General features: G+C 28.7%; 21 protein-coding genes and 1 riboswitch. Of the genes, 17 read left to right on the top strand and 4 right to left on the bottom strand.

Features of this window, described 5'->3' with window-relative positions:
- Positions 1-24 precede the first annotated feature (24 nt).
- Positions 25-609: an orotate phosphoribosyltransferase gene (gene pyrE / locus ATCC9714_RS15155; RefSeq protein ID WP_021122156.1), complete on the top strand. Its 585-nt coding sequence runs from the start codon at positions 25-27 to the stop codon at positions 607-609.
- A 49-nt stretch (positions 610-658) separates the two neighbouring features.
- On the opposite strand, the gene ATCC9714_RS15150 is transcribed toward pyrE, so the two are convergent.
- Entirely contained in the window at positions 659-1,543 is an 885-nt protein-coding gene (locus ATCC9714_RS15150; protein ID WP_057545785.1) for a LysR substrate-binding domain-containing protein, read from the bottom strand.
- A gap of 131 nt (positions 1,544-1,674) precedes the next feature.
- Here ATCC9714_RS15150 and ATCC9714_RS15145 point away from each other — a divergent pair, with 131 nt between their 5' ends.
- Positions 1,675-2,679, top strand: coding sequence for a YeiH family protein (locus ATCC9714_RS15145; RefSeq protein WP_057545784.1), 1,005 nt, complete (start codon positions 1,675-1,677; stop codon positions 2,677-2,679).
- Between the two features lie 26 nt (positions 2,680-2,705).
- Here ATCC9714_RS15145 and ATCC9714_RS15140 read toward each other — a convergent pair whose 3' ends face one another.
- Entirely contained in the window at positions 2,706-3,359 is a 654-nt protein-coding gene (locus ATCC9714_RS15140) for a deoxynucleoside kinase (RefSeq protein ID WP_021122160.1), read from the bottom strand.
- Positions 3,352-4,014 carry a deoxynucleoside kinase gene (locus tag ATCC9714_RS15135; protein WP_057545783.1) on the bottom strand — a complete coding sequence of 221 codons (663 nt, stop codon included), beginning with the start codon at positions 4,012-4,014 and terminating at the stop codon, positions 3,352-3,354. The genes ATCC9714_RS15140 and ATCC9714_RS15135 overlap by 8 nt, the downstream gene beginning before the upstream one ends.
- Positions 4,015-4,180: 166 nt before the next feature.
- Here ATCC9714_RS15135 and ATCC9714_RS15130 point away from each other — a divergent pair, with 166 nt between their 5' ends.
- From ATCC9714_RS15130 to ATCC9714_RS15075, 12 genes are all read left to right on the top strand, one after another.
- On the top strand, positions 4,181-5,056 hold the full coding sequence (locus ATCC9714_RS15130) for a DNA-3-methyladenine glycosylase family protein (protein WP_021127465.1): 876 nt from the start codon (positions 4,181-4,183) through the stop codon (positions 5,054-5,056).
- Positions 5,057-5,070: 14 nt separating this feature from the next.
- Positions 5,071-6,561 (top strand): cardiolipin synthase, encoded by a 1,491-nt coding sequence (gene cls / locus ATCC9714_RS15125; protein WP_057545782.1) that lies wholly within the window; start codon positions 5,071-5,073, stop codon positions 6,559-6,561.
- Between the two features lie 193 nt (positions 6,562-6,754).
- Entirely contained in the window at positions 6,755-7,039 is a 285-nt protein-coding gene (locus ATCC9714_RS15120; protein ID WP_054631999.1) for a co-chaperone GroES, read from the top strand.
- 23 nt (positions 7,040-7,062) lie between these two features.
- Positions 7,063-8,685 carry a chaperonin GroEL gene (gene groL, locus ATCC9714_RS15115; protein ID WP_057545781.1) on the top strand — a complete coding sequence of 541 codons (1,623 nt, stop codon included), beginning with the start codon at positions 7,063-7,065 and terminating at the stop codon, positions 8,683-8,685.
- A gap of 206 nt (positions 8,686-8,891) precedes the next feature.
- Complete coding sequence (gene larB / locus ATCC9714_RS15110) at positions 8,892-9,635, top strand: nickel pincer cofactor biosynthesis protein LarB (RefSeq protein ID WP_021121773.1); 744 nt, start codon at positions 8,892-8,894, stop codon at positions 9,633-9,635.
- Between the two features lie 19 nt (positions 9,636-9,654).
- Positions 9,655-10,389, top strand: coding sequence for a nickel pincer cofactor biosynthesis protein LarC (gene larC, locus ATCC9714_RS17765; RefSeq protein WP_057545780.1), 735 nt, complete (start codon positions 9,655-9,657; stop codon positions 10,387-10,389).
- Between the two features lie 29 nt (positions 10,390-10,418).
- Positions 10,419-10,823: a nickel pincer cofactor biosynthesis protein LarC2 gene (gene larC2, locus ATCC9714_RS17760; RefSeq protein WP_054632011.1), complete on the top strand. Its 405-nt coding sequence runs from the start codon at positions 10,419-10,421 to the stop codon at positions 10,821-10,823.
- Between the two features lie 63 nt (positions 10,824-10,886).
- Positions 10,887-10,988: riboswitch (purine riboswitch) on the top strand.
- Positions 10,989-11,224: 236 nt separating this feature from the next.
- Positions 11,225-12,688 carry an IMP dehydrogenase gene (gene guaB, locus ATCC9714_RS15095; protein ID WP_021127472.1) on the top strand — a complete coding sequence of 488 codons (1,464 nt, stop codon included), beginning with the start codon at positions 11,225-11,227 and terminating at the stop codon, positions 12,686-12,688.
- Positions 12,689-12,691: 3 nt separating this feature from the next.
- On the top strand, positions 12,692-14,230 hold the full coding sequence (guaA, locus tag ATCC9714_RS15090) for a glutamine-hydrolyzing GMP synthase (RefSeq protein ID WP_057545779.1): 1,539 nt from the start codon (positions 12,692-12,694) through the stop codon (positions 14,228-14,230).
- 111 nt (positions 14,231-14,341) lie between these two features.
- Positions 14,342-15,649 carry an NCS2 family permease gene (locus ATCC9714_RS15085; protein WP_057545778.1) on the top strand — a complete coding sequence of 436 codons (1,308 nt, stop codon included), beginning with the start codon at positions 14,342-14,344 and terminating at the stop codon, positions 15,647-15,649.
- 343 nt (positions 15,650-15,992) lie between these two features.
- Entirely contained in the window at positions 15,993-17,390 is a 1,398-nt protein-coding gene (locus ATCC9714_RS15080) for an MFS transporter (protein ID WP_057545777.1), read from the top strand.
- Between the two features lie 229 nt (positions 17,391-17,619).
- Complete coding sequence (locus ATCC9714_RS15075) at positions 17,620-18,954, top strand: NCS2 family permease (RefSeq protein WP_057545776.1); 1,335 nt, start codon at positions 17,620-17,622, stop codon at positions 18,952-18,954.
- A gap of 112 nt (positions 18,955-19,066) precedes the next feature.
- On the opposite strand, the gene rbr is transcribed toward ATCC9714_RS15075, so the two are convergent.
- Complete coding sequence (rbr, locus tag ATCC9714_RS15070; protein ID WP_021127477.1) at positions 19,067-19,648, bottom strand: rubrerythrin; 582 nt, start codon at positions 19,646-19,648, stop codon at positions 19,067-19,069.
- Positions 19,649-19,842: 194 nt separating this feature from the next.
- Between rbr and ATCC9714_RS15065 the strand changes: the two genes are divergently transcribed.
- The 3 genes from ATCC9714_RS15065 (at position 19,843) to purC (ending at position 21,722) form a co-directional block, all read left to right on the top strand.
- Positions 19,843-20,199, top strand: a complete 357-nt coding sequence (locus ATCC9714_RS15065) for a hypothetical protein (protein WP_021127478.1) — start codon at positions 19,843-19,845, stop codon at positions 20,197-20,199.
- Positions 20,200-20,544: 345 nt separating this feature from the next.
- Positions 20,545-21,021, top strand: a complete 477-nt coding sequence (purE, locus tag ATCC9714_RS15060; protein WP_021121802.1) for a 5-(carboxyamino)imidazole ribonucleotide mutase — start codon at positions 20,545-20,547, stop codon at positions 21,019-21,021.
- A 5-nt stretch (positions 21,022-21,026) separates the two neighbouring features.
- Positions 21,027-21,722: a phosphoribosylaminoimidazolesuccinocarboxamide synthase gene (purC, locus tag ATCC9714_RS15055; protein WP_055332839.1), complete on the top strand. Its 696-nt coding sequence runs from the start codon at positions 21,027-21,029 to the stop codon at positions 21,720-21,722.
- Positions 21,723-21,732 lie beyond the last annotated feature (10 nt).

The raw sequence follows: 21,732 nt of genomic DNA, 5'->3' as shown, positions 1-21,732 counted from the left end.
GAGGTTAAAAGGGAGAATAAAATTATGAGTAATGTAAATGTTGTTGAAATATTAAAAGAATGTGATGCTTTATTAGAAGGACATTTTTTATTATCTTCAGGAAAGCATAGTAATAGATATGTACAATGTGCAAAGGTATTAAGATTTCCAAATCAAGCAGAAAAAGTTTTAAGCACGGTAGTTGATCAAATAAAAGATTTAGATATAGATTTAGTTGTTGGACCTGCTATGGGAGGGGTCATAGTTTCATATGAATTAGGAAGACAATTAGGGAAAGAATCAGTGTTTACAGAAAGAAAAGATGGACAAATGCAACTAAGAAGAGGATTTGAAGTTAAACCAGGGGCAAAAATAATAATAGCTGAGGATGTTGTTACTACTGGAAAATCTACTATCGAAACTAAAAAGGCATTAGAAGAATTAGGTGGAGAAGTTATAGGGGTTGCTTGTATAGCAGATAGAACTAATCATGATATAGGAATGCCTATATATAGTGCTATAAAACTAGATATAAAAGTTTATGAAGCTGACAACTGCCCATTATGCGAAGAAGGTAAAATTGAATTAGTTAAACCAGGAAGTAGAGAATTTAAAGAATTAGGGATGTAAAAAATAATGCCATAAATTTATGGCATTATTTTTTTACTATAAATTAAAGCTAGCTTCTTGATTTTGAATATTTTTCAAGTTCATTTATAAATAGAGATGTTGTATTTGAAGATTTTATTCCTTTAGGAGTGATAAATGAAAAATATCTATTATATGTATCATTTAAGTTAACAGTACATAAAGAATCACCTTCTGAATCTGTAACTAATTTAGATATTATAGAAACACCTAGGTTATTTTTAACAGCTTCTTTTACTGCATGATTGCTTCCTAATACCATTATTTGAAGAGGTGTTATTTTATTGTTACTTAAGAATATATTAAGATATTCTCTAGTTCCGGAGCCTTCTTCTCTTACAATCCACTTTTTACTTTTTACTGAATTAATAGTGAAGTTTTCAGGATCAATCTCAGTCTTTGGCGAAAAAGTTAACACCATTTTATCTTCATAAAAAAAGTTTTGATTAAAATCAAAAGAAGACAAGCTTCCTTCAACAAGACCTATATCTAAATTAGAACTTTTCACTTTTTCACAAATTTTATGTGTATTTTCAACTATCATTTCAATTTCTATATCAGGATATTTTGTTGAAAATATAGATAAAAAATCAGGTAAAAAATACTCTGCTATCGTAAGGCTAGTTCCTATTTTTATGTGCCCCTTTATGGAGTTAGAAATACTATTTATTTCATCTTTAATAGATTCTATTGAACTTATTATTTCGCGTGCTCTTTTATATAAAAGATATCCGTTATCCGTTATAGAAATAGTTTTTTGCTTAATTGACCTGTTTATAAGAGTTGTATTAAAATAAATTTCTAGATTTTTAATATGGGTACTTACTGTTGGTTGAGATAAATTTATACTTTCTCCTGCTTTAGTAAAGTTTTGATGTTCCACAACAGCTATAAAAGTTTTGAATTCTTCTATCAATTATAAAACCTCCTTTTAAATAACCATTAAGTTTAGTAATGGTTATCATGATATATATCTATTTTACCAATAATAATTAATTTGGTATACTGTTTTAGGAAAAATAAGATGAAAATTAGGAGAAATAATATATGGAAAAAGTAAATAAAATATTGCCAGGATTAATAGTATCGACAATAATAGGATTTATTAGTATTTTCTTATCTAAATTTGTGCCAAGTCTGGGCGCAGCAACTATTTCTATATTCCTTGGTATGATATTAGGAAATCTTTTCTTAAATAAAAAAGTATTTCATGAAGGTTATAAATTTTCAGAGACTGAATTATTATCATATTCAATAGTACTTTTAGGGGCGACTCTAAGTGTATCTACAATAATGGAACTAGGTTTAGGTGGAATAATATTTATAGTTATACAAATGGCTGTAACAATAGTTGGAGCTATATATATAGGTAAAAAATTAGGGTTTAGCGAGAACTTTAGATATTTAATGGCTAGTGGAAATGCAGTTTGTGGATCGTCTGCAATAGGAGCAACTGCACCGGTAATAGATGCGGATGATAAAGAAAAAGGAATTGCTATTACTATAGTTAATGTTACAGGTGTAGTTTTAATGTTATTGTTACCTGTATTAGCAGGTATACTATATAATCATGAATTGATAAAAACTTCAGCTATAATAGGTGGAACGCTGCAATCAGTTGGTCAAGTTGTAGCAAGTGGAGCGATGGTCAATGAAGCTACAAAAGACTTAGCTACTATATTTAAAATAGTTAGAGTTATATTATTAGTTGTTGTAGTATTTGTATTTGGACATTTAAAAAATAAAACAAATGCAGAAATATTAAAAGAAGAAGAAGTAGAAATAGTAAATAAAAAGATCAAAATCCCTTGGTATGTAATAGGATTCTTTGTAACATGTGCATTATTTTCTATGAATTTAATTCCAATTGAAGTTTCACATGTAGCAAAAGAATTAAGTAGTAAGCTAGAAATAATAGCACTAGCGGCAATAGGACTTAGAGTTAATTTTAAAGATCTTATTAAGCAGGGAAAAGAAGTTTCATTATATGGATTATTTGTAGGTATATTACAAATTTTAACAGCAGTAATACTAATAAGTTTCTTATTATAAAAAAAGACTCCTTAAGGAGTCTTTTTTTATATGTTTAAAAGTCTTTTTATTTCATCACACAATAAATCTAAGTGCTCTGGTTTATTTACTAAATCAACTTCGTTTATGTTGACATAAAGAACAGGAGATTGATCATATTCTCTTATCCAATTTTCATATCTATTGTGTAGATTAACCCAATAGTCTAAATCTACAGCTTTCTCCATATCCCTTCCTCTAAGATTTATTCTACTTATTATAGTATCTATTGATCCATCTAAATAAATCATTAAATCAGGTCTTCTAAGATGAGGGACCATATCATTAAATAAATCCCTGTATGTTATATAATCCCTTTTAGTCATTTTTTTATTATCGTATAAATTTCTAGCAAAAATTTCTACATCTTCATAAATACTTCTATCCTGAATGTTATTAAGACCATTACTATCTATTTCCTTTTGCTGTTTAAATCTTTGAGCAAGAAAATATAATTGCAAGTGAAACCCCCACTTATTTTGGTCTTTATAAAAGTCCTCTAAATATGGATTTTCATCAACTTGTTCATAGTGAGTTTCAAAACCTAATTTTTCTCCAACTAATTTTGTTAAAGTCGATTTACCTGCTCCAACATTTCCAGCTACAGTTATAAATAAGTCTCTATTTAAAGGTTTATTACATTGGTTTACCAATTTAAACATTAAATTGACCTCCTAGGGAATTAATTGCACTTTCAACTTTCTCTATTAAAAACTTTCTATCATTTTCATTATTTAAGAAATCTAAATTAGAATTATCGATTTCAATAACTATTGGTTTTTTACCTACAAAATTATGTTTTATAGATAATGGATCAAAATAATACTTATATTCATTTCTTAACTGATGAATATAGTTTCTATCCATTTGTCTTTCAAAGCTTCTATCACGCATAGCTATCCTATTCATTAAAACATCTGTTTTTGAATTAAGATAAACAATTATATCTGGTTGGGGTAAATCATTAATAAAAATATTATACATTTGTTTATATTTATAAAATTGCATATTATCAAGTGTTATGCCTGCAAATATTAAATTTTTAATGATATGATAATCACTAACCACACCAATTCCAGATTCTAAAATATGTCTTTCTGTATCCTCAAGTTGTTTTATTCTATTAAAAAGAAAAAATGCTTCTGTTTGTAAAGCATACTCTTTTATATCTGTATAAAATTTTGAAAGGAATGGGTTTTCTTCAACTATCTCTCTAAGTAATGTATAATTAAAATGATTACTTAGTATATTAGCTAAAGTTGTTTTCCCCACACCTATAGGGCCCTCGATAGCTATAAACACACCTCTATTATTCATATAATCACCTTCTAAAAAAAATAATGTTTCCTGTATTTTAACAAAAAAAATTTATCAATTCTACTCTAGACTTTTTAAATTAAATTTGTATTGAAAAAGTTAATTTAATTTTAATGAAATATGGGTAAAATTAAATGTATAAACTTTAATCAAGGGAGAATAAAATATGAAAATATATGAAAAAGATAATAAAGTGATTTTAGAAGGAGTATCGGATTTTGATCCAAAGCATATATTTGAATGTGGGCAATGCTTTAGGTGGAAGGATCAAGGTGATGGATCATATACTGGTGTGGCAAAAGGAAGAGTTATAAATGTATCTAGAGAAGGAGATACGATTTATTTAAAGAATACTAATTTAGAGGACTTTAACAACATATGGAAAGATTATTTTGATTTAGATACAGATTATTCAAAAATAAAAAATGAATTAAGAAATATGGATGAGTATTTAGAAAAGGCTACAGAATTTGGTTGGGGTATAAGATTATTACGTCAAGATCCTTGGGAGATGATAATATCATTTATAATATCATCTAATAATAGAATTCCTATGATACAAAAAGCTATAAAAAATTTATCAAGAGAATATGGAACTTATATAGGTAGCTATGAAGGCGAAGATTATTATGATTTTCCAACTCCACAACAATTAAGTAAAGCATCAATAGAAGAAATTAGAGCTTGTTCTACTGGATTTAGGGATAAATATATAAAATCTACGACAGAAGAAGTTATTAAAAATAATGATGATGTTTATAGTTATAGAAATTTAAGTACAGAAGACTGCATAAAAGAACTACTTAAGTTTAATGGTATAGGACCTAAAGTTGGGGACTGCATCGCATTATTTGGAATGCAAAAGTATGATACCTTCCCAGTTGATGTTTGGGTTAAAAGGGTTATGCAAGAATTTTATGTAGAAGACGATATGAGTTTACCTAAAATAAGAAAGTATGCAATAGATAAGTTTGGAGATTTATCAGGTTTTGCACAACAATATTTGTTTTATTATGCTAGAGAGTTAGGCATAGGAAGATAACTTAAGGAGGTAGCATGAGTGTTTTAGACATATTTATTTTGAGCTATGTATCAATTTCATATATAGCAAGCATTATAGTATCTATGAATATAATACTTCAAAATAGAGACCCGGCTAAAACTATGGCATGGCTATTGATTTTTTTACTATTGCCAGGAGTTGGGCTGGTGATATATGCGATACTTGGAAGAAATATAAGAAAGAGAAAGATATTTAAGACACAGAAGTTAGCAACAGATATAAGAGAACATAACTTACTTAAAAATCTAGCATCTATAGAGGAATTAGTAGATCTTGAAAAAAGTGCTATAAATAATGATGAGGTTATAAAGGATAATTCTTATGAAGGAATAAAGAAAAAAGTAATAAGTTTATTATTAAATACTGGAAAATTTCCGTTTACAACTAACAATAGTGTTGAAATCTTTATAGATGGGAATGAGAAGTTTAAAAATTTAATAGAAGATATAAAAAATGCTAAAGATCATATACATTTAGAGTATTTTATAATAAAAGATAGCGAGATTGGAAGAAAATTAAAAAATCTTCTTATAGAGAAAGCAAAAGAAGGAGTCAGTATAAAGATACTGTATGATGATGTAGGTTGCTGGAGATTTTGGTTTCATAGAAAGTTCTTTAAAGATATGAGAAATGAAGGAATAGAAATAGTTCCATTTTTACCAGCTAAATTTCCTATAATAGGAGGAAAACTAAATTATAGAAACCATCGGAAGATAGCTATAATTGATGGCTACATAGGATATACAGGAGGCATAAATATAGGAGACGAATACATGGGTAAAAATAAAAAGTTTGGATATTGGAGAGATACTCATGTAAGAATTGAAGGTAGCTCTGTTTATATGCTACAAATGGTATTTTTAATAGATTGGTATTACACTACTAAAGAAATGATATTTAGTGAAAGATATTTTCCAAGGTTAGAAGATAAAGGAAATTCTATGATACAAGTTGTTGCAACAGGGCCGGATAGTGATTGGGAAGCTATACATTATGCTTATTTTTCTGCAATATGTAAAGCTAAAGAGAGAGTATATATAGAAACTCCTTACTTTATACCAGACGATAGCTTACTGAGAGCTTTAAAAAGCGCAGCTTTAAGTGGAGTAGACGTAAGGATTATTTTTCCAAGCATTGCAGACCATAAAATAGTTCATCAAGCATCTTATTCTTATTTTGATGATATTTTAAGGTCTGGAGGAAAAGTTTACTTATATAAAAAAGGATTTATACATTCTAAGGTAGTAATTATAGATGATAAGATATCATCTACAGGATCTGCTAATATGGATTTAAGAAGCTTTATGCTTAACTTTGAAATAAATGCATTTATGTATGATAAAGAAATAATAAATAAGATTACAGAGGATTTTTGTGAGGATTTAGAAAATAGTGAGGAAATACATCTTGAAGATTTTGAAAAAAGGCCTTTTATAAAAAAATGGACAGAATCAGTTGCAAGGTTATTTTCTCCAATTTTATAATATAAAAAATATGAGAGAAATTATGTCGATGTAGATAAAAATTTATCGCATAAAAAATATAAAAAATCAGTTTAAAGGTATTGAAAAATAAAAAATTTTGAGATATTATAAAACTGTTAGCACTCTTATTAAAAGAGTGATAAGATTGCCGATTTTAAATTTACATATATAAATTTCATTAGGAGGGATAATTATGAAGATAAGACCATTGGCTGACAGAGTAGTTATAAAGAAAGTTGAAGCAGAAGAAAAAACTGCAAGTGGTATAGTTTTACCTGGTTCAGCTAAAGAACAACCTCAAATTGCTGAAGTTGTTGAAGTAGGACCTGGTGGAATAGTAGATGGAAAAGAAATACAAATGGAATTAAAAGTTGGAGATAAGGTAATTTTCTCTAAATTTGCTGGAACAGAAATTAAACTAGAAGGTCAAGAATATATAATATTAAAACAAAATGAAGTACTAGCAGTAGTTGAGTAAATTTTAAAGGAGGATATTGAGAGATGGCTAAAGAAATAAAATTCGCACAAGAATCAAGATCAGCATTAGAAGCTGGTGTAAATAAATTAGCAGATACAGTTAAGGTAACATTAGGACCAAAAGGAAGAAATGTTATATTAGATAAAAAATTTGGAGCACCTCTTATAACTAATGATGGTGTTACAATAGCAAAAGAAATAGAGCTTGAAGATAGATTTGAGAATATGGGAGCTCAATTAGTTAAGGAAGTTGCTACAAAAACTAATGATGTTGCAGGAGATGGTACAACAACTGCAACTGTTCTTGCTCAAGCTATAATAAGAGAAGGTTTAAAAAATGTAACAGCAGGATCAAACCCAGTATTACTTAGAAAAGGAATACAAAAAGCTGTTGAGGTATCAGTAGATGAATTAAAGAAACAATCAAGAACTATAGAGACAAAAGAATCTATATCTCAAGTTGCATCTATATCCGCAGGAGATGAAGAAGTAGGAAATTTAATAGCAGAAGCTATGGAGATAGTAGGTAAAGATGGAGTAATTACAGTTGAAGAATCTAAAACTATGCATACTGAATTAGATGCTGTTGAAGGTATGCAATTTGATAGAGGATTTGTTTCAGCATATATGGTTACAGATGTAGATAAGATGGAAGCTGTTTTAAATGATCCATATATATTAATTACAGATAGAAAGATAACTAATATTCAAGATATATTGCCAGTACTTGAGCAAATAGTTCAACAAGGTAAAAAATTATTAATAATAGCAGAGGATGTAGAAGGTGAAGCTTTATCTACATTAGTAGTTAATAAATTAAGAGGAACATTTGAAGTTGTTGCAGTTAAAGCTCCAGGATTTGGGGACAGAAGAAAGGCTATGCTTGAAGATATAGCTATACTTACAGGAGGAACAGTTATATCTGAAGAGTTAGGATATGATTTAAAAGAAGCTGATCTATCTATGCTAGGTAGAGCTGGATCTGTTAAAGTAACTAAAGAAACTACTACAATAGTAGATGGCTCTGGAGATAAAAAAGCTATAGAAGATAGAGTTGCTCAAATAAAAAATCAAATAGAGCAAACTACCTCTGAATTTGATATAGAAAAATTAATGGAAAGATTAGCTAAACTTGCTGGTGGAGTAGCTGTTATAAAAGTTGGAGCTGCTACAGAAGTTGAAATGAAAGAAAGAAAATTAAGAATAGAAGATGCTTTAAATGCAACAAGAGCAGCTGTTGAAGAAGGTATAGTTGCTGGAGGAGGAACTGCATTAGTTAGTGTAATCCCAGTTGTAGATAAATTAGTTGACGAACTTGAAGGTGAACTTAAAGTTGGAGCTAAGATAATAAGAAGAGCATTAGAAGAGCCATTAAGACAAATAGCAATTAATGCAGGTCTTGAGGGTGCTGTAATAATTCAAAATGTTATAAGTGAAGAAGCAGAGGTTGGATTCGATGCTTTAAATGAAAAATATGTAAATATGATAGAAGAAGGAATAGTTGACCCAACTAAGGTTACTAGAACAGCTTTACAAAACGCTGCGTCTATAGCAGGTGTATTTTTAACTACAGAAGCTGCAGTTGCAGATTTACCTGAAGCTGAGCCAGTTCCAGGAATGGGTGGCGGAATGCCTCCAATGATGTAAATTAGTTAAAAATCCTTTTATGAACACTTAATCTTAAAGTAGATTATTTAACTTATTTATATAAAACTAAAAAGAGATAGCCTAAGTTTAGGCTATCTCTTTTTAGTTTTATATATTAGGAAAAATTATATAAATTTGGATTGGTGGAAAAGGTATGCTTAGTATGATAGAATTATTTTAAACGAATTATAATGAAGGGGGTATTTATGGATATAAGAGAGTTACTTAAACAAGTAAAAAATAATGATATAGATATAGATTTAGCTATGGAGAAACTTAAAAATTTGTCTTGCGAAGATATAGGTTATGCAAATATAGATCATCATAGACAAATAAGAAATGGATACCCTGAAGTTATTTACTGTGAGGGAAAAAGTGATGAACATATTTTAGGGATTATAAATAAGATGAGTGAAAAAGGATCAAATATATTAGGAACTAGATGTAGAAAAGAAACTTATGAACAAGTAAAAAAGATTTATCCAGAATGTGAATATGAAGAATTATCTAAAATGTTAAAAATACAAAATGAGCCAATAAATAATATAGGAAAAGGTAAGATAGTAGTTATTACAGGGGGGACATCTGACATACCTGTTGCTGATGAAGCTTACTATACTGCTAAATTTTTAGGAAATGACGTTGAAAGAGTTTATGATGTAGGGGTTGCAGGAATACATAGATTATTTAATAAAATAGATATAATAAGAGAAGCTAGGGTATTAATAGTAGTAGCAGGAATGGAAGGAGCACTACCTAGTGTTGTAGGTGGATTAGTTGATGTTCCTGTTATAGCTGTACCTACATCTGTTGGATATGGAGCGAATTTTAAAGGATTATCAGCCCTTTTAACAATGTTAAATAGTTGTGCTTCAGGCATATCCGTAGTAAATATTGATAATGGATTTGGAGCTGGTTATTTAGCTGCTACCATAAATAAACTAGACTAATTTGAAAGAAGGTATTAGCATGGAGGAGAGAATTTTATACTTTGACATTGTAAATGGGATATCTGGAGATATGACTATTGCAAGTTTATTAAACCTAGGAGTTTCTAAAGAAATATTTCTAGAAGAAATGAGTAAACTCAATCTTAAAGATGAATTTAGTATAGAAATAAGTCAAAAAAATGAAAGTGGTATAGTTGGAACTAATGTAAATGTTGTAGCAAAAGAAGGTCATGCACATAGACATTTAGTAGATGTATTTGATATCATTGATAATTCATCTTTAAATGATAGTATAAAAGAAAGAGCAAAAAATATTTTTATGACTATTGGCGAAGCGGAAGCAAAAGTTCATGGAACTACTATTGATAAAATACATTTTCATGAAGTTGGAGCTATAGATTCGATTGTAGATATAGTTGGATGTTCAATATTAATAGATTTGTTAAATATTGATAAAATCTGTTCAACTGCTGTGCCTGTTGGATCGGGATTTGTAAAATGTGATCATGGCACAATGCCTGTGCCTGCTCCAGCTACTATTGAGATTTTAAAGGGTGTACCGGTTAAGTTTAATACAGTAAAAGGAGAATGTACTACACCGACAGGAGCAGCGATAATAAAGACTTTGTGTGATGAATTTGTTGATATAGTTGAATTTGAAGTAAGTCAAATTGGTTATGGCATAGGACATAATAAATTTGAAATACCTAATATGTTAAGGACTATTTTGGGTATAAAAAAAAAGAGTCAATAATCTATGAAATTAATGCTAATATTGATGATATGTCTTCAGAAATATTTTCATATTTATATGAAAAATTAATAGAAGAAGGTGCTTTAGATGTATATACAGAGAGTATATACATGAAAAAAAATAGACCAGCTATTAAGTTATCAGTATTATGTAAAGAAATAGATTTAGAAAAGTTTATTGAGATAATATTAATGGAAACAACGACCTTTGGAGTTAGATATCAAAGGTACAATAGAAACGTTTTGAAAAGAAGATTTGAAAAGTTAGATTGTGAATTTGGAGAAGTTACTATTAAGATAGGGTCATATAAAGATAAAATTATAAAAATTACACCTGAGTATGAAGAGTGTAGGATTATAGCTAAAAATGCTAATATATCCATAAAAAGTGTATATGATAGTATAAATTGCTCAATAAAAAATAAATTCGTATAAAATTGTTGACACAAGTTCGAAAATTTGATAAATTAATAAACAACTTATACAAATTGTATACAAAATTATAAATAAAAAATCACTCATATATACTCAGAAATATGGTCTGAGAGTCTCTACCGGAGTACCGAAAATACTCTGACTATGAGTGAAATTATTATAGTTAAAACTCTATCATAAAACAGTAAATTTATAGGCTGATACTAGATCCCTATAAGTTAGCTACTAGTAAAAGAGTTTTAAGAACCTGTATAGTAATTTCACTTATAAAGAAGTTATTATACAGGTTTTTTTGTACCCTTTTTTACAATTGATAAAGTTTTGTAATTAAAAAGTATAAAAAAGTTCGATTATATAAAAACTAATTAAATATTATAAAAATAATGAAGGGGGCAACCGATATGGCAAAGATATTAAAAGAAGGATTAACTTTTGATGATGTACTTTTAGTTCCTCAAAAATCAGAGGTATTACCAAAAGATGTTAGTACACAAACTCAATTAACAAAAACTATAAAATTAAATATACCATTAATGAGTGCAGGGATGGATACTGTTACTGAATCTAAAATGGCAATTTCAATGGCTAGACAAGGTGGTATAGGAATAATACACAAAAATATGTCTATAGAAGATCAAGCATTAGAAGTTGACAAAGTAAAAAGAAGTGAAAGTGGAGTTATCGTAGACCCATTTTTCTTATCAAAAGAACATACTATAAAAGATGCTGATGATATAATGGCAAGATATAAAATATCGGGTGTACCAATTGTTGATGAAGACAATAAATTAATCGGGATAATAACTAATAGAGATATAAAATTTGAAGATGACTTTACTAAAAAAGTAGATCAAGTTATGACAAGTGAAAATCTTGTTACAGCTAGAGAAGGGATAAACTTAGTAGAGGCTCAACAAATATTAAAGAAACATAAGATAGAGAAATTACCAATAGTTGATGAAGAAGGACATTTAAAAGGATTAATAACTATAAAAGATATAGAAAAGAAAATACAATATCCAAATTCGGCAAAAGATGCTCAAGGTAGATTATTATGTGGAGCAGCTCTTGGAATAAGCGCTGATTTAATGGATAGAGTAGATGCATTAGTTAAAGCAAATGTTGACGTTGTTGTTTTAGATAGTGCACATGGACATTCTATGGGTGTTATAAATGCACTTAAAAAAGTAAAAGAAAGATATCCAAAGCTACAAGTTATAGCTGGAAACGTAGCAACAGCAGCTGCAACAGAAGATTTAATTAAAGCTGGAGCAGACTGTGTTAAAGTTGGTATAGGACCTGGTTCAATATGTACAACAAGAGTTGTTGCAGGAATAGGTGTTCCACAAGTAACAGCAGTTATGGATTGTGCTGAAGTAGGACATAAGTATGGAGTTCCAGTAATAGCTGATGGAGGAATAAAGTACTCTGGAGATATAGTAAAAGCATTAGCAGCAGGAGCTTCAATATGTATGATGGGATCTATGTTTGCAGGAACTGAGGAAAGTCCAGGAGAAACTGTATTATATAGAGGAAGATCATATAAAACTTATAGAGGTATGGGATCAATAGGAGCAATGGAAAAAGGATCTAAAGATAGATACTTCCAAAATGATGCTAAGAAATTAGTTCCTGAAGGTGTTGAAGGAATGGTTGCATATAAAGGTAAAGCTGAAGACATAGTATACCAAATGATAGGTGGTATAAGAGCCGGTATGGGATATTGTGGAGCAGCTACTATAAAAGACTTAATGGAAAATTCTGAGTTTATAAAAATAACATCAGCGTCTTTAAAAGAAAGTCATCCACACGATATAACAATAACTAAAGAAGCACCGAATTATAGCACTCAAGGGGAGGTATAAAATATGAAAAAGCAACATGAATTAGTTTTAGTAATAGATTTTGGTGGCCAATATAACCAATTAATAGCTAGAAGAGTAAGAGAGAATAATGTTTACTGTGAAATATTACCTCATACTACAGATATAGAAGTAATAAAAGCAAAAAATCCAAAAGGAATAATATTTACTGGAGGACCAAATAGTGCATATTTAGAGGAATCTCCAAAAATAAGTAAAGAAATATTCGAAATAGGAGTGCCTATACTTGGAATATGTTACGGAGTTCAATTAATGGCTCACTTATTAGGTGGTAACGTAAGAAAAGGTACTAATGCAGAAAAAGAATATGGAAAAACAACTATAACATATAATGAATCAAATATATTTACAGGTATGACTACAAATACAGTTTGGATGAGCCATACTGACCTAATTGATGTTTTACCAGAAGGATTTGAAGTAGCAGCTTATACAAATGATTGTCCAGTAGCAGCTATGCATCATCCAGAGAAAAGATTATATGGAGTTCAATTCCATCCAGAAGTTGAACATTGCTTAGAAGGAGATATAGTATTAAGAAACTTCTTATACAATGTTTGTGAAGTTAGTGGAGATTGGACAACAGATTCATTCATAGAAGAAAAAATAAAAGAAATAAAAGAAACTATAGGAGATAAGAAAGTACTTTGTGCATTAAGTGGTGGAGTTGACTCATCAGTTGCAGCTGTACTTGTTCATAAAGCTATAGGTGATAATTTAACATGTGTATTCGTAGACCATGGACTTCTTAGAAAAAATGAAGGAAATGATGTTGAAAGAATATTTAGAGATAAGTTCGATATGAATTTAATAAGAGTTAACTGTGAAGATAGATTCTTATCTAAATTAAAAGGTGTAACAGAGCCTGAAGCTAAGAGAAAAATAATAGGTGAAGAGTTTATAAGAGTATTCGAAGAGGAATCTAACAAATTAGGTAAAATGGACTTCTTAGTTCAAGGAACTATATATCCAGACGTTGTAGAAAGTGGACAAGGAGAAGCTGCTACAATAAAATCTCACCACAATGTTGGAGGAATACCTGAAGACATAGAATTTAAAATAGTTGAACCTTTAAGAGAACTTTTCAAAGATGAAGTTAGAAAAATAGGTTTAGAGCTTGGTATAGATTACGATTTAATATATAGACATCCATTCCCAGGACCAGGTCTTGGAATAAGAGTTATCGGTGAAGTTACTAAAGAAAGATGTGATATCTTAAGAGAAGCTGATGCTATATACATGGACGAGTTAAAGAAAGCTGGATTATACAGTGAAATATGGCAAGCATTCGCTACTTTACCTGATGTAAAAACTGTTGGAGTTATGGGAGATGAAAGAACATATGCTTACTTAGTAGGTATAAGAGCTGTTACTTCTTCTGATGGTATGACATCAGATTGGTATAAGATGCCATATGATGTATTAGAAAAGATTTCTAATAGAATAGTTAATGAAGTTGATGGAGCTAACAGAGTAGTTTATGATATAACTAGTAAACCTCCTGGAACTATTGAATGGGAATAAAAAGTTTATTCGAACACTTAATTAATAAATTATAAAAAAATAAAAAGCTTAAGCTTTTTATTTTTTTATTTTATTTTTATAGACGAAAACATATCATCATTGGAGGAAAATATGCAAAATACTTTAGAAAAGTTTTTTAAATTAAGTAAAAATAACACAAATGTTAAAACAGAAGTTTTAGCAGGAGTAACAACTTTTATGACTATAGCATATATATTAGTTGTAAATCCTAGCATATTAGGACAAGCTGGAATGGATAAAGGAGCGGTATTCACAGCAACAGCTATAGCTTCAGGTATAGGGTGCTTTGTAATGGGATTACTTGCAAATTATCCTATAATATTAGCGCCTAGTATGGGTATAAATGCATTTTTTACTTATACTGTAGTACTAGGTATGGGATATACTTGGCAATTTGCTTTATGTGCTATGTTCATAGAGGGAGTTATATTTGTATTATTAACAATAACTAATGTGCGCGAAAAGATAATAGAATGTATGCCAGAGGTTTTAAAACATGCAATTACAGCTGGAATAGGATTATTTATAACATTTATAGGGCTTGTAAATGCAGGTATAGTTCAACAAGGAGGAGCTATAATATCTTTAGGAAATATTAAGTCTCCTGTAGTTTTACTTGCTATAATAGGTTTAATGATAGCGGCTACATTATTAATAAAAAATGTAAACGGAGCATTTTTAATATCTATAATAATAACATCTGCCATAGGGATGATATTTACTATAGTACCTATGCCAACTGGAATAATAGATTTACCACCATCTATTCAGCCTGTATTTATGAAAGTATTTGATGTAAGTCGTAGTCAGATATTTAGTTTAGATATGCTAGTTATAGTTCTTACATTATTATTTGTTAATATGTTTGATTCAATTGGATTTTTATTAGGAATAGCTCAAAGAGCTAATTTATTAGATGAAAATGGGAATATGCCAAATGTAAAAAAAGCATTACTAGCTGAGTCTATTTCTACTACTTCAGCATCTGTATTAGGAACATCTACATTGGCTACTACTGTAGAAAGTGGATCTGGTATAGCTGTAGGAGGAAGAACAGGACTAACAGCATGTGTAACGGGAATTTTGTTCTTTATATCTTTATTCTTTGCTCCATTATTTGTATCGATACCTGCTCAAGCAACTGCACCGATACTTATACTAGTAGGATTCTTGATGGCAAGTTCTATATTAAAAATAAATTTTGAGGATTTTACAGATGCGATACCAGCATTTATAACATTTATTATGATGCCTTTATCATATAGTGTTGCTGATGGTATTATGTTTGGAATAATAGCATATACTTTCTTAAAATTAATTGCTGGAAAAAAGGAAGAAACAAAGATTTCATTACTTGTATTAAGTATAATATTCATTTTAAAATTTGCATTTTTATAAAAATTAAAGTCTATAAACAATATGTTTATAGACTTTTTTATTTGCTAAATAAAATTAAATAAACAATTCAAAAAATGCTAAATAAATTAAATAATTTTTGTAAAAATAATATTTAATTTATTATCAAATATTATTGATTTGATAATAAATATCAATAAAAAGCTTAAGGTATAATTCAGTTAATTTTTTATTTTCTAAATTAAGAATATAATTGTTAAAAATTAAACTAATTAAAAAATATAAATTATATTCCATTAATGTAAATATTATGTAAACAAAAACTATGATTTTTTTGTTGAATATTGTTATATAATTAAAAAAAACAACTCAAGGGGTGAAGTATATGGAAGAAAGATTAGTAGGTATAATTACTAGCAATGATAAGAGTTGGGACAAGAGATGGAAATACAATTGTGCCATATTCATTGTAAGTTATATTTTCATGGGAGCTGTTACTGGTATAACCAACGATTCGTACATATCATATCTTAACTTAACAGTACCAGATGTTGTAAAAGGCTTACCAATGTATACATCTATAGGAACTTTCATAATGGCAATGACACTTTTATTAGTTCACAAATTGGGATACAAAAAAATTATAATATGTGCACCAGTTGTATTAATAGGAGCATTATTATCATGTATTTATAGTAGTAATGCAGGAGTTATTCTTGTAGCCAACATCTTAGTTAATATTGGAGCCGGATTATTCGACTTCATATATCCTCTAATGTTCACATCATATACACCAAAAGATAAAAGAATCTCTATGTTCGCAAGAGTTATGTATTGTAACTTAATAAGTCAATCAATATTAACATTTTTAAATGGGAAAATCGTCGTATGGAAATTTAGTAAATATTTAGATATAAGCTATGATAAAGCTTCAGTTTTATCTGAAAATGCAAGTAAATTAAATTCTACTCAAATGGGATATTATATAAGTTCTTATGAGTTTGCTTTATGGATTGCAATTATATTTACAGCTTTGGCCTTAATTTGTTTATTCTTTTTAAGAGAGAGAGTTGAAGATTACAGAGAAACAGAAGAAGAAATAGCAGCTAGAAAATCAGAGAAAAAATTTGATTTAAAAATATTTTGTAATAAATATATTCTTATGTGGGTTGTAATATTTAGCATAATAAGATTTGGAGCATTATTAATAACACCATATTTTCCAATATATTTAAATAATTTCTTGCATATAAGTAGAGGTACGGTGTCTACTATAATTACAATGCAAACGTTAGCAATGGTATTAGGATTTTTAGCAGCACCATTTTTAGAGAAAAAACTAGGATCTATAGTGACTATATCTCTATCAATGATACTATGCATTCCTCTTATGTTAATCATGGCTAATGGTACTATGTTCGGAGGAAATATTGCATGGATAATAGGGGCTGTATTATTTTTAAGATCAGGACTGGCTAATGCATCGAATCCTATACAGCAATCACTACCACTTACATTTGTTCCTAAAAACTTAGCTCCAGCATATAGTTCATTTATACTTATATCAAATTCTATAGTAGGTATATTTGCAGGGATATATGCTAGATATTCATTATTAAAAACAGAAGCAGGATATGGGAATGCTTATTATATAGCGAGTACATTATATTTTATAGCATCAGTTTTATTAGTAGTTATATTTACAAAAAAATATAATAGAGGTTTAAGTGAAAATGAAATTAAAGAAAATGAAACAAAAGAAGAATTAGTAGAGTCAAAATAAAACAACAAAAACTAGTTTGAAATAGGATGCAGAGCTTATAGTCTATTTCAAACTAGTTTTTTTATTATATAAAATTAGAAAACAAACTAAAAATGAATAAAAAATAAAAAAAATAAAAAAATGTTCGGAAATGACTTGAAAAAATATTGGTTATAAAATATAATTAAGTTGTAAAGTTAATAAAACACGAACGAAATTATAATTATATTTTATAAATAGGAGGAAAGACATGCAAATAGCACAAACTTCGAAAAAAAATAAGTCTTTTTTGGATAGAGTTTTTAAACTAAGTGACCATAACACGAATGTTAAAACTGAAATTATAGCAGGGATAACAACATTTATGACGATGGCATATATATTAGTTGTAAATCCTAGTATATTAGGGGATGCAGGAATGAATAAAAATGCAGTATTTGCTGCAACTGCTATAGCTGCTTTTATAGGAAGTTCTGTAATGGGGTTATTAGCAAACTACCCGATTGCATTAGCTCCTGGGATGGGATTAAATGCATTCTTTGCATATACAGTTGTTTTGCAAATGGGATATAGCTGGCAATTTGCTTTATGTGCAGTTTTAATAGAAGGTTTAATATTTATTTTATTAACAGTAACAAATGTACGTGAAAAAATTATAGACTGTATACCTGGTGTTTTAAAACATGCTGTTACAGCTGGTATAGGTTTATTTATAGCTTTTATAGGTTTAGTAAATGCAGGAATAGTAGAAGGTGGAGGAGCTATATTACAACTTGGTAATATGCAAAGTCCAACTGTTTTACTTGCTATAGCAGGATTAGTAATAGCAGCAGTATTACTTTCAAAAAATGTAAAAGGAACATTTTTATTGGCTATGGTAGTAACTACTGTAATAGGAATTGTTGGAGGGTTAGTTCAATTACCTTCAGCTATAGTTTCATCAGTACCATCTTTAAAGCCTGTATTTTTACAAGCTTTCTCAGTACCTGCGAGTCAAGTTTTTAGTTTAGATATGATTGTAGTAGTATTTACATTCTTATTTGTTGATTTATTTGATACAGTAGGATGTTTAGTTGGGGTAGCATCTAAAGGGAATATGTTAGATGAAAATGGTAAACTACCTAAAGCTAAACAAGCATTATTTTCAGATGCTATAGCAACTACTACTGGTGCATTACTTGGAACTTCAACTGTTACAGCTTATGTGGAAAGTGCTTCAGGTATAGGAGAAGGAGGAAGAACTGGACTAACAGCATTAACAACAGGAGTATTATTCTTATTATCACTATTCTTTGCTCCAATATTTACTTCAATACCGCCACAAGCTACAGCACCAGTGCTTATATTAGTAGGAGTTATGATGGCAAGTTCATTACTTCAAATAGATTTTAGTGATTTTACTAATGCTATTCCAGCATTCTTAACATTTGCTATGATGCCTTTAGCTTACAGTATAGCGGATGGTATTATATTTGGGATAATATCATTTACAGTTTTAAAATTAGCTACAGGTAAGAAAAAAGAAGTAAATATATCCTTAATATTACTTTCAATTATGTTCATATTAAAATTTATTTTATTATAATAATTACAACAAAACAAATAAAAAAGAGACTATACAGTCTCTTTTTTATTTTAAAAAATATATAAAAAAAGGTTAAATACATATAAAATATGTACTTAACCCTTTTTTATACTTAGAAATTTTCAGCTCTTAGCTCATAATATCCTTGAGGATGTTTACATGCTGGACATACTTGAGGAGCTTCTTCTCCCACATGAACATATCCACAAACTGTACATATCCATTCATGAACTTCAGGTCTTTTAAATACTATACCTTCCTCTATGTTTTTAGCTAATCTTAAGAATCTATCTCTATGATGAGCTTCTATACCATGTATATGTGTAAATGAAGCAGCTATCTCTTCAAAACCTTCTTCTCTAGCTTCTGCAGCAAATTTTAAATAAAGAGTGTCTTCTTCATCTTCCCCTTTTGCAGCAGTTTTTAAATTTTCTAAAGTAGTGCCCATACCTACCCCATAAGAGCCTGTTACTTGTAAATCTTCGCCAGTAAAATCATTTAATAAATATCTGAAGAAAATTTTACCATGCATTTCTTCGTTATGTGCAGTTTCATCAAATATATCCCCTATTTGAGCATAACCTTCTTTTCTAGCTATTTTAGCATAGAATTGATATTTATTTTTTGCTTGTGATTCCCCTGCAAATACATTCATTAAGTTTTGTGCTGTTTTAGTTCCTTTTAAAGATTTCATCTTTAATTCATCTCCCTAAGTATAATTTTTAATTATTTTAAATAGATACCACAATAAATAGCTTTCAAACATCTTAATTAGATTTCTAATATTTTTGCAAAATTTAAAATTAATAGAATAATAAATTGAATAAAAATTTATAACTTGTGAACTATATTAGATAGTTAAGATATGGATTGATTTGGAGGTAATTTATGAAATTATACGGATTATTAGTAGTTAGTATAGTTATTTCAGGATTTTTAATTATAGGTTGTGCAAGTAGTTTGAGTTTTGAAAACAAAGATAATGTAAAATCAAATGCTATAGCAGTATCTAATACAAAAGAAAAATTAAGTAAAGAAGATGCTGTAAAATTAGTAAAAGAATATTTAAAAAATGAAAAATCCTATATTCCAAACTTTATAGAAGTAGATAATATTTCTGGGGATGTTTATATTGTTCATGCATATGATGTTATAACCAATAAAGAAGAAAGTCATGTTGCTACTAGTGGGTGGTTTGAGGTTAATATGTATACAGGAAAAATTATAGACATACTAAAAGGATAAGGATTATTAGTTTGTAAAATTTAAAATAGACTATCTAAAAATATCGAATCATTTGAATAAATAGTAGGAGTTTATTCATAAGATATTTATTTTTAGATAGTCTATTTTTTATTAAAAATAAAATTAAAGAATTTTTAAATATAAAATTTTCAATGTAATATCTATGAATTATATTTATTATTAATTTGAAATTAAATATAAATTAGAAAAATACGAACAAAATTAAAAATACGGTTGATAATATACGTACAATAGTATATTATCTAAATATAAAGTTCGTTATATAATATGTATATTAAACTATATATAAAGTCTATATGTACGTAAAAATAGGAGGATTGTGATATGAAAGTAGCAGTAGTTATGGGTTCAAAATCAGATTATCCAAAATTAGAAAAGGGAATAGAACTTTTAGAAAAGTTCAAAATAGAAGTTTCAGTTAGAGTACTATCAGCTCATAGAACACCAAATCAGCTAATGAATTTTTTAAAAGAAATAGAAAATGATACAGATGTAATAATAGGAGCTGCAGGAAAAGCAGCACATTTACCAGGAGTAATAGCATCGCATACTTTAATACCAGTTATAGGGTTACCAATAAAGTCATCTACAATGGATGGATTAGATTCACTTCTTTCAATAGTTCAAATGCCACAAGGAATACCTGTAGCTACTGTAACTATAGATTCTGGAGTAAATGCAGCATTAATGGCTACTCAGATAATGAGCATTAAATATCCAGTAATTAAAGAACAATTAAAGAATTATAGAAAAGAGATGGAATTAAAAGTATTAGAAGATGATCAAAATTTAAGGGGGTAATCAAAATGTTATTATATGAAGGAAAAGCAAAACAAATATTTAGTACAGAAAATCAAAATGAATACTTAGTTTACTACAAAGATGATGCAACAGCATTTAATGGTGAAAAAAAAGCTTCAATAAATTCAAAGGGAATATTAAACAATAAAATATGCACAGCTATGTTTGAAATGTTAGAAAAAGAAGGTATAGAGACTCATTTTATAAAAGGGGTTTCGGACAGAGAAATGATAGTTAAAAAAGTTGAAATTTTACCACTTGAAGTGATTGTAAGAAATATAACAGCAGGTTCATTTTGTAAAAGATATGGAATAGAAGAAGGTATAGTTTTAGAAGAACCAATATTTGAACTTTCATATAAAAACGATGATTATGGAGATCCAATGCTAAATGATGATCATGCAGTAGCAATGAAACTTGCAACTAGAGAAGAATTAGCATTTTTAAAAGAAGAAACTTTAAAAATAAATGAGATAATGAAGAAATTCTTCTTAAGTATGAACTTTAAGCTAGTAGATTTTAAATTAGAATTTGGTAAAGATGTAGATGGAAATATAATATTAGCTGATGAAATATCTCCAGATACTTGTAGACTTTGGGATGTAGATACAAATGAGAAATTTGATAAGGATAGATTTAGAAGAGATTTGGGAGATTTAGTAGAAGGATACACAGAAGTTCTTTCTAGAATAGAAAATTAATCAGGGGGAT

Origin of the sequence: Paraclostridium sordellii, from assembly GCF_000953675.1 — a bacterium.
In the GTDB taxonomy this organism is placed as follows: Bacteria; Bacillota; Clostridia; order Peptostreptococcales; family Peptostreptococcaceae; genus Paraclostridium; species Paraclostridium sordellii.
Note: the sequence above shows the minus strand (reverse complement) of the source record. Positions and strands in the feature narration are given on the sequence as shown.

What these genes read in the sequence shown, in the direction of transcription:
- guaB (WP_021127472.1), top strand. Translation starts at nt 11,225, where the DNA reads ATGGCAAAGATATTAAAAGAAGGATTAACTTTTGATGATGTACTTTTA.
- pyrE (WP_021122156.1), top strand. Translation starts at nt 25, where the DNA reads ATGAGTAATGTAAATGTTGTTGAAATATTAAAAGAATGTGATGCTTTA.
- larB (WP_021121773.1), top strand. Translation starts at nt 8,892, where the DNA reads ATGGATATAAGAGAGTTACTTAAACAAGTAAAAAATAATGATATAGAT.
- ATCC9714_RS15140 (WP_021122160.1), bottom strand. Translation starts at nt 3,359, where the DNA reads ATGTTTAAATTGGTAAACCAATGTAATAAACCTTTAAATAGAGACTTA.
- ATCC9714_RS15145 (WP_057545784.1), top strand. Translation starts at nt 1,675, where the DNA reads ATGGAAAAAGTAAATAAAATATTGCCAGGATTAATAGTATCGACAATA.
- ATCC9714_RS15135 (WP_057545783.1), bottom strand. Translation starts at nt 4,014, where the DNA reads ATGAATAATAGAGGTGTGTTTATAGCTATCGAGGGCCCTATAGGTGTG.
- ATCC9714_RS15120 (WP_054631999.1), top strand. Translation starts at nt 6,755, where the DNA reads ATGAAGATAAGACCATTGGCTGACAGAGTAGTTATAAAGAAAGTTGAA.
- groL (WP_057545781.1), top strand. Translation starts at nt 7,063, where the DNA reads ATGGCTAAAGAAATAAAATTCGCACAAGAATCAAGATCAGCATTAGAA.
- ATCC9714_RS15085 (WP_057545778.1), top strand. Translation starts at nt 14,342, where the DNA reads ATGCAAAATACTTTAGAAAAGTTTTTTAAATTAAGTAAAAATAACACA.
- larC (WP_057545780.1), top strand. Translation starts at nt 9,655, where the DNA reads ATGGAGGAGAGAATTTTATACTTTGACATTGTAAATGGGATATCTGGA.
- guaA (WP_057545779.1), top strand. Translation starts at nt 12,692, where the DNA reads ATGAAAAAGCAACATGAATTAGTTTTAGTAATAGATTTTGGTGGCCAA.
- purC (WP_055332839.1), top strand. Translation starts at nt 21,027, where the DNA reads ATGTTATTATATGAAGGAAAAGCAAAACAAATATTTAGTACAGAAAAT.
- cls (WP_057545782.1), top strand. Translation starts at nt 5,071, where the DNA reads ATGAGTGTTTTAGACATATTTATTTTGAGCTATGTATCAATTTCATAT.
- larC2 (WP_054632011.1), top strand. Translation starts at nt 10,419, where the DNA reads ATGTCTTCAGAAATATTTTCATATTTATATGAAAAATTAATAGAAGAA.
- purE (WP_021121802.1), top strand. Translation starts at nt 20,545, where the DNA reads ATGAAAGTAGCAGTAGTTATGGGTTCAAAATCAGATTATCCAAAATTA.
- ATCC9714_RS15130 (WP_021127465.1), top strand. Translation starts at nt 4,181, where the DNA reads ATGAAAATATATGAAAAAGATAATAAAGTGATTTTAGAAGGAGTATCG.
- ATCC9714_RS15080 (WP_057545777.1), top strand. Translation starts at nt 15,993, where the DNA reads ATGGAAGAAAGATTAGTAGGTATAATTACTAGCAATGATAAGAGTTGG.
- rbr (WP_021127477.1), bottom strand. Translation starts at nt 19,648, where the DNA reads ATGAAATCTTTAAAAGGAACTAAAACAGCACAAAACTTAATGAATGTA.
- ATCC9714_RS15065 (WP_021127478.1), top strand. Translation starts at nt 19,843, where the DNA reads ATGAAATTATACGGATTATTAGTAGTTAGTATAGTTATTTCAGGATTT.
- ATCC9714_RS15075 (WP_057545776.1), top strand. Translation starts at nt 17,620, where the DNA reads ATGCAAATAGCACAAACTTCGAAAAAAAATAAGTCTTTTTTGGATAGA.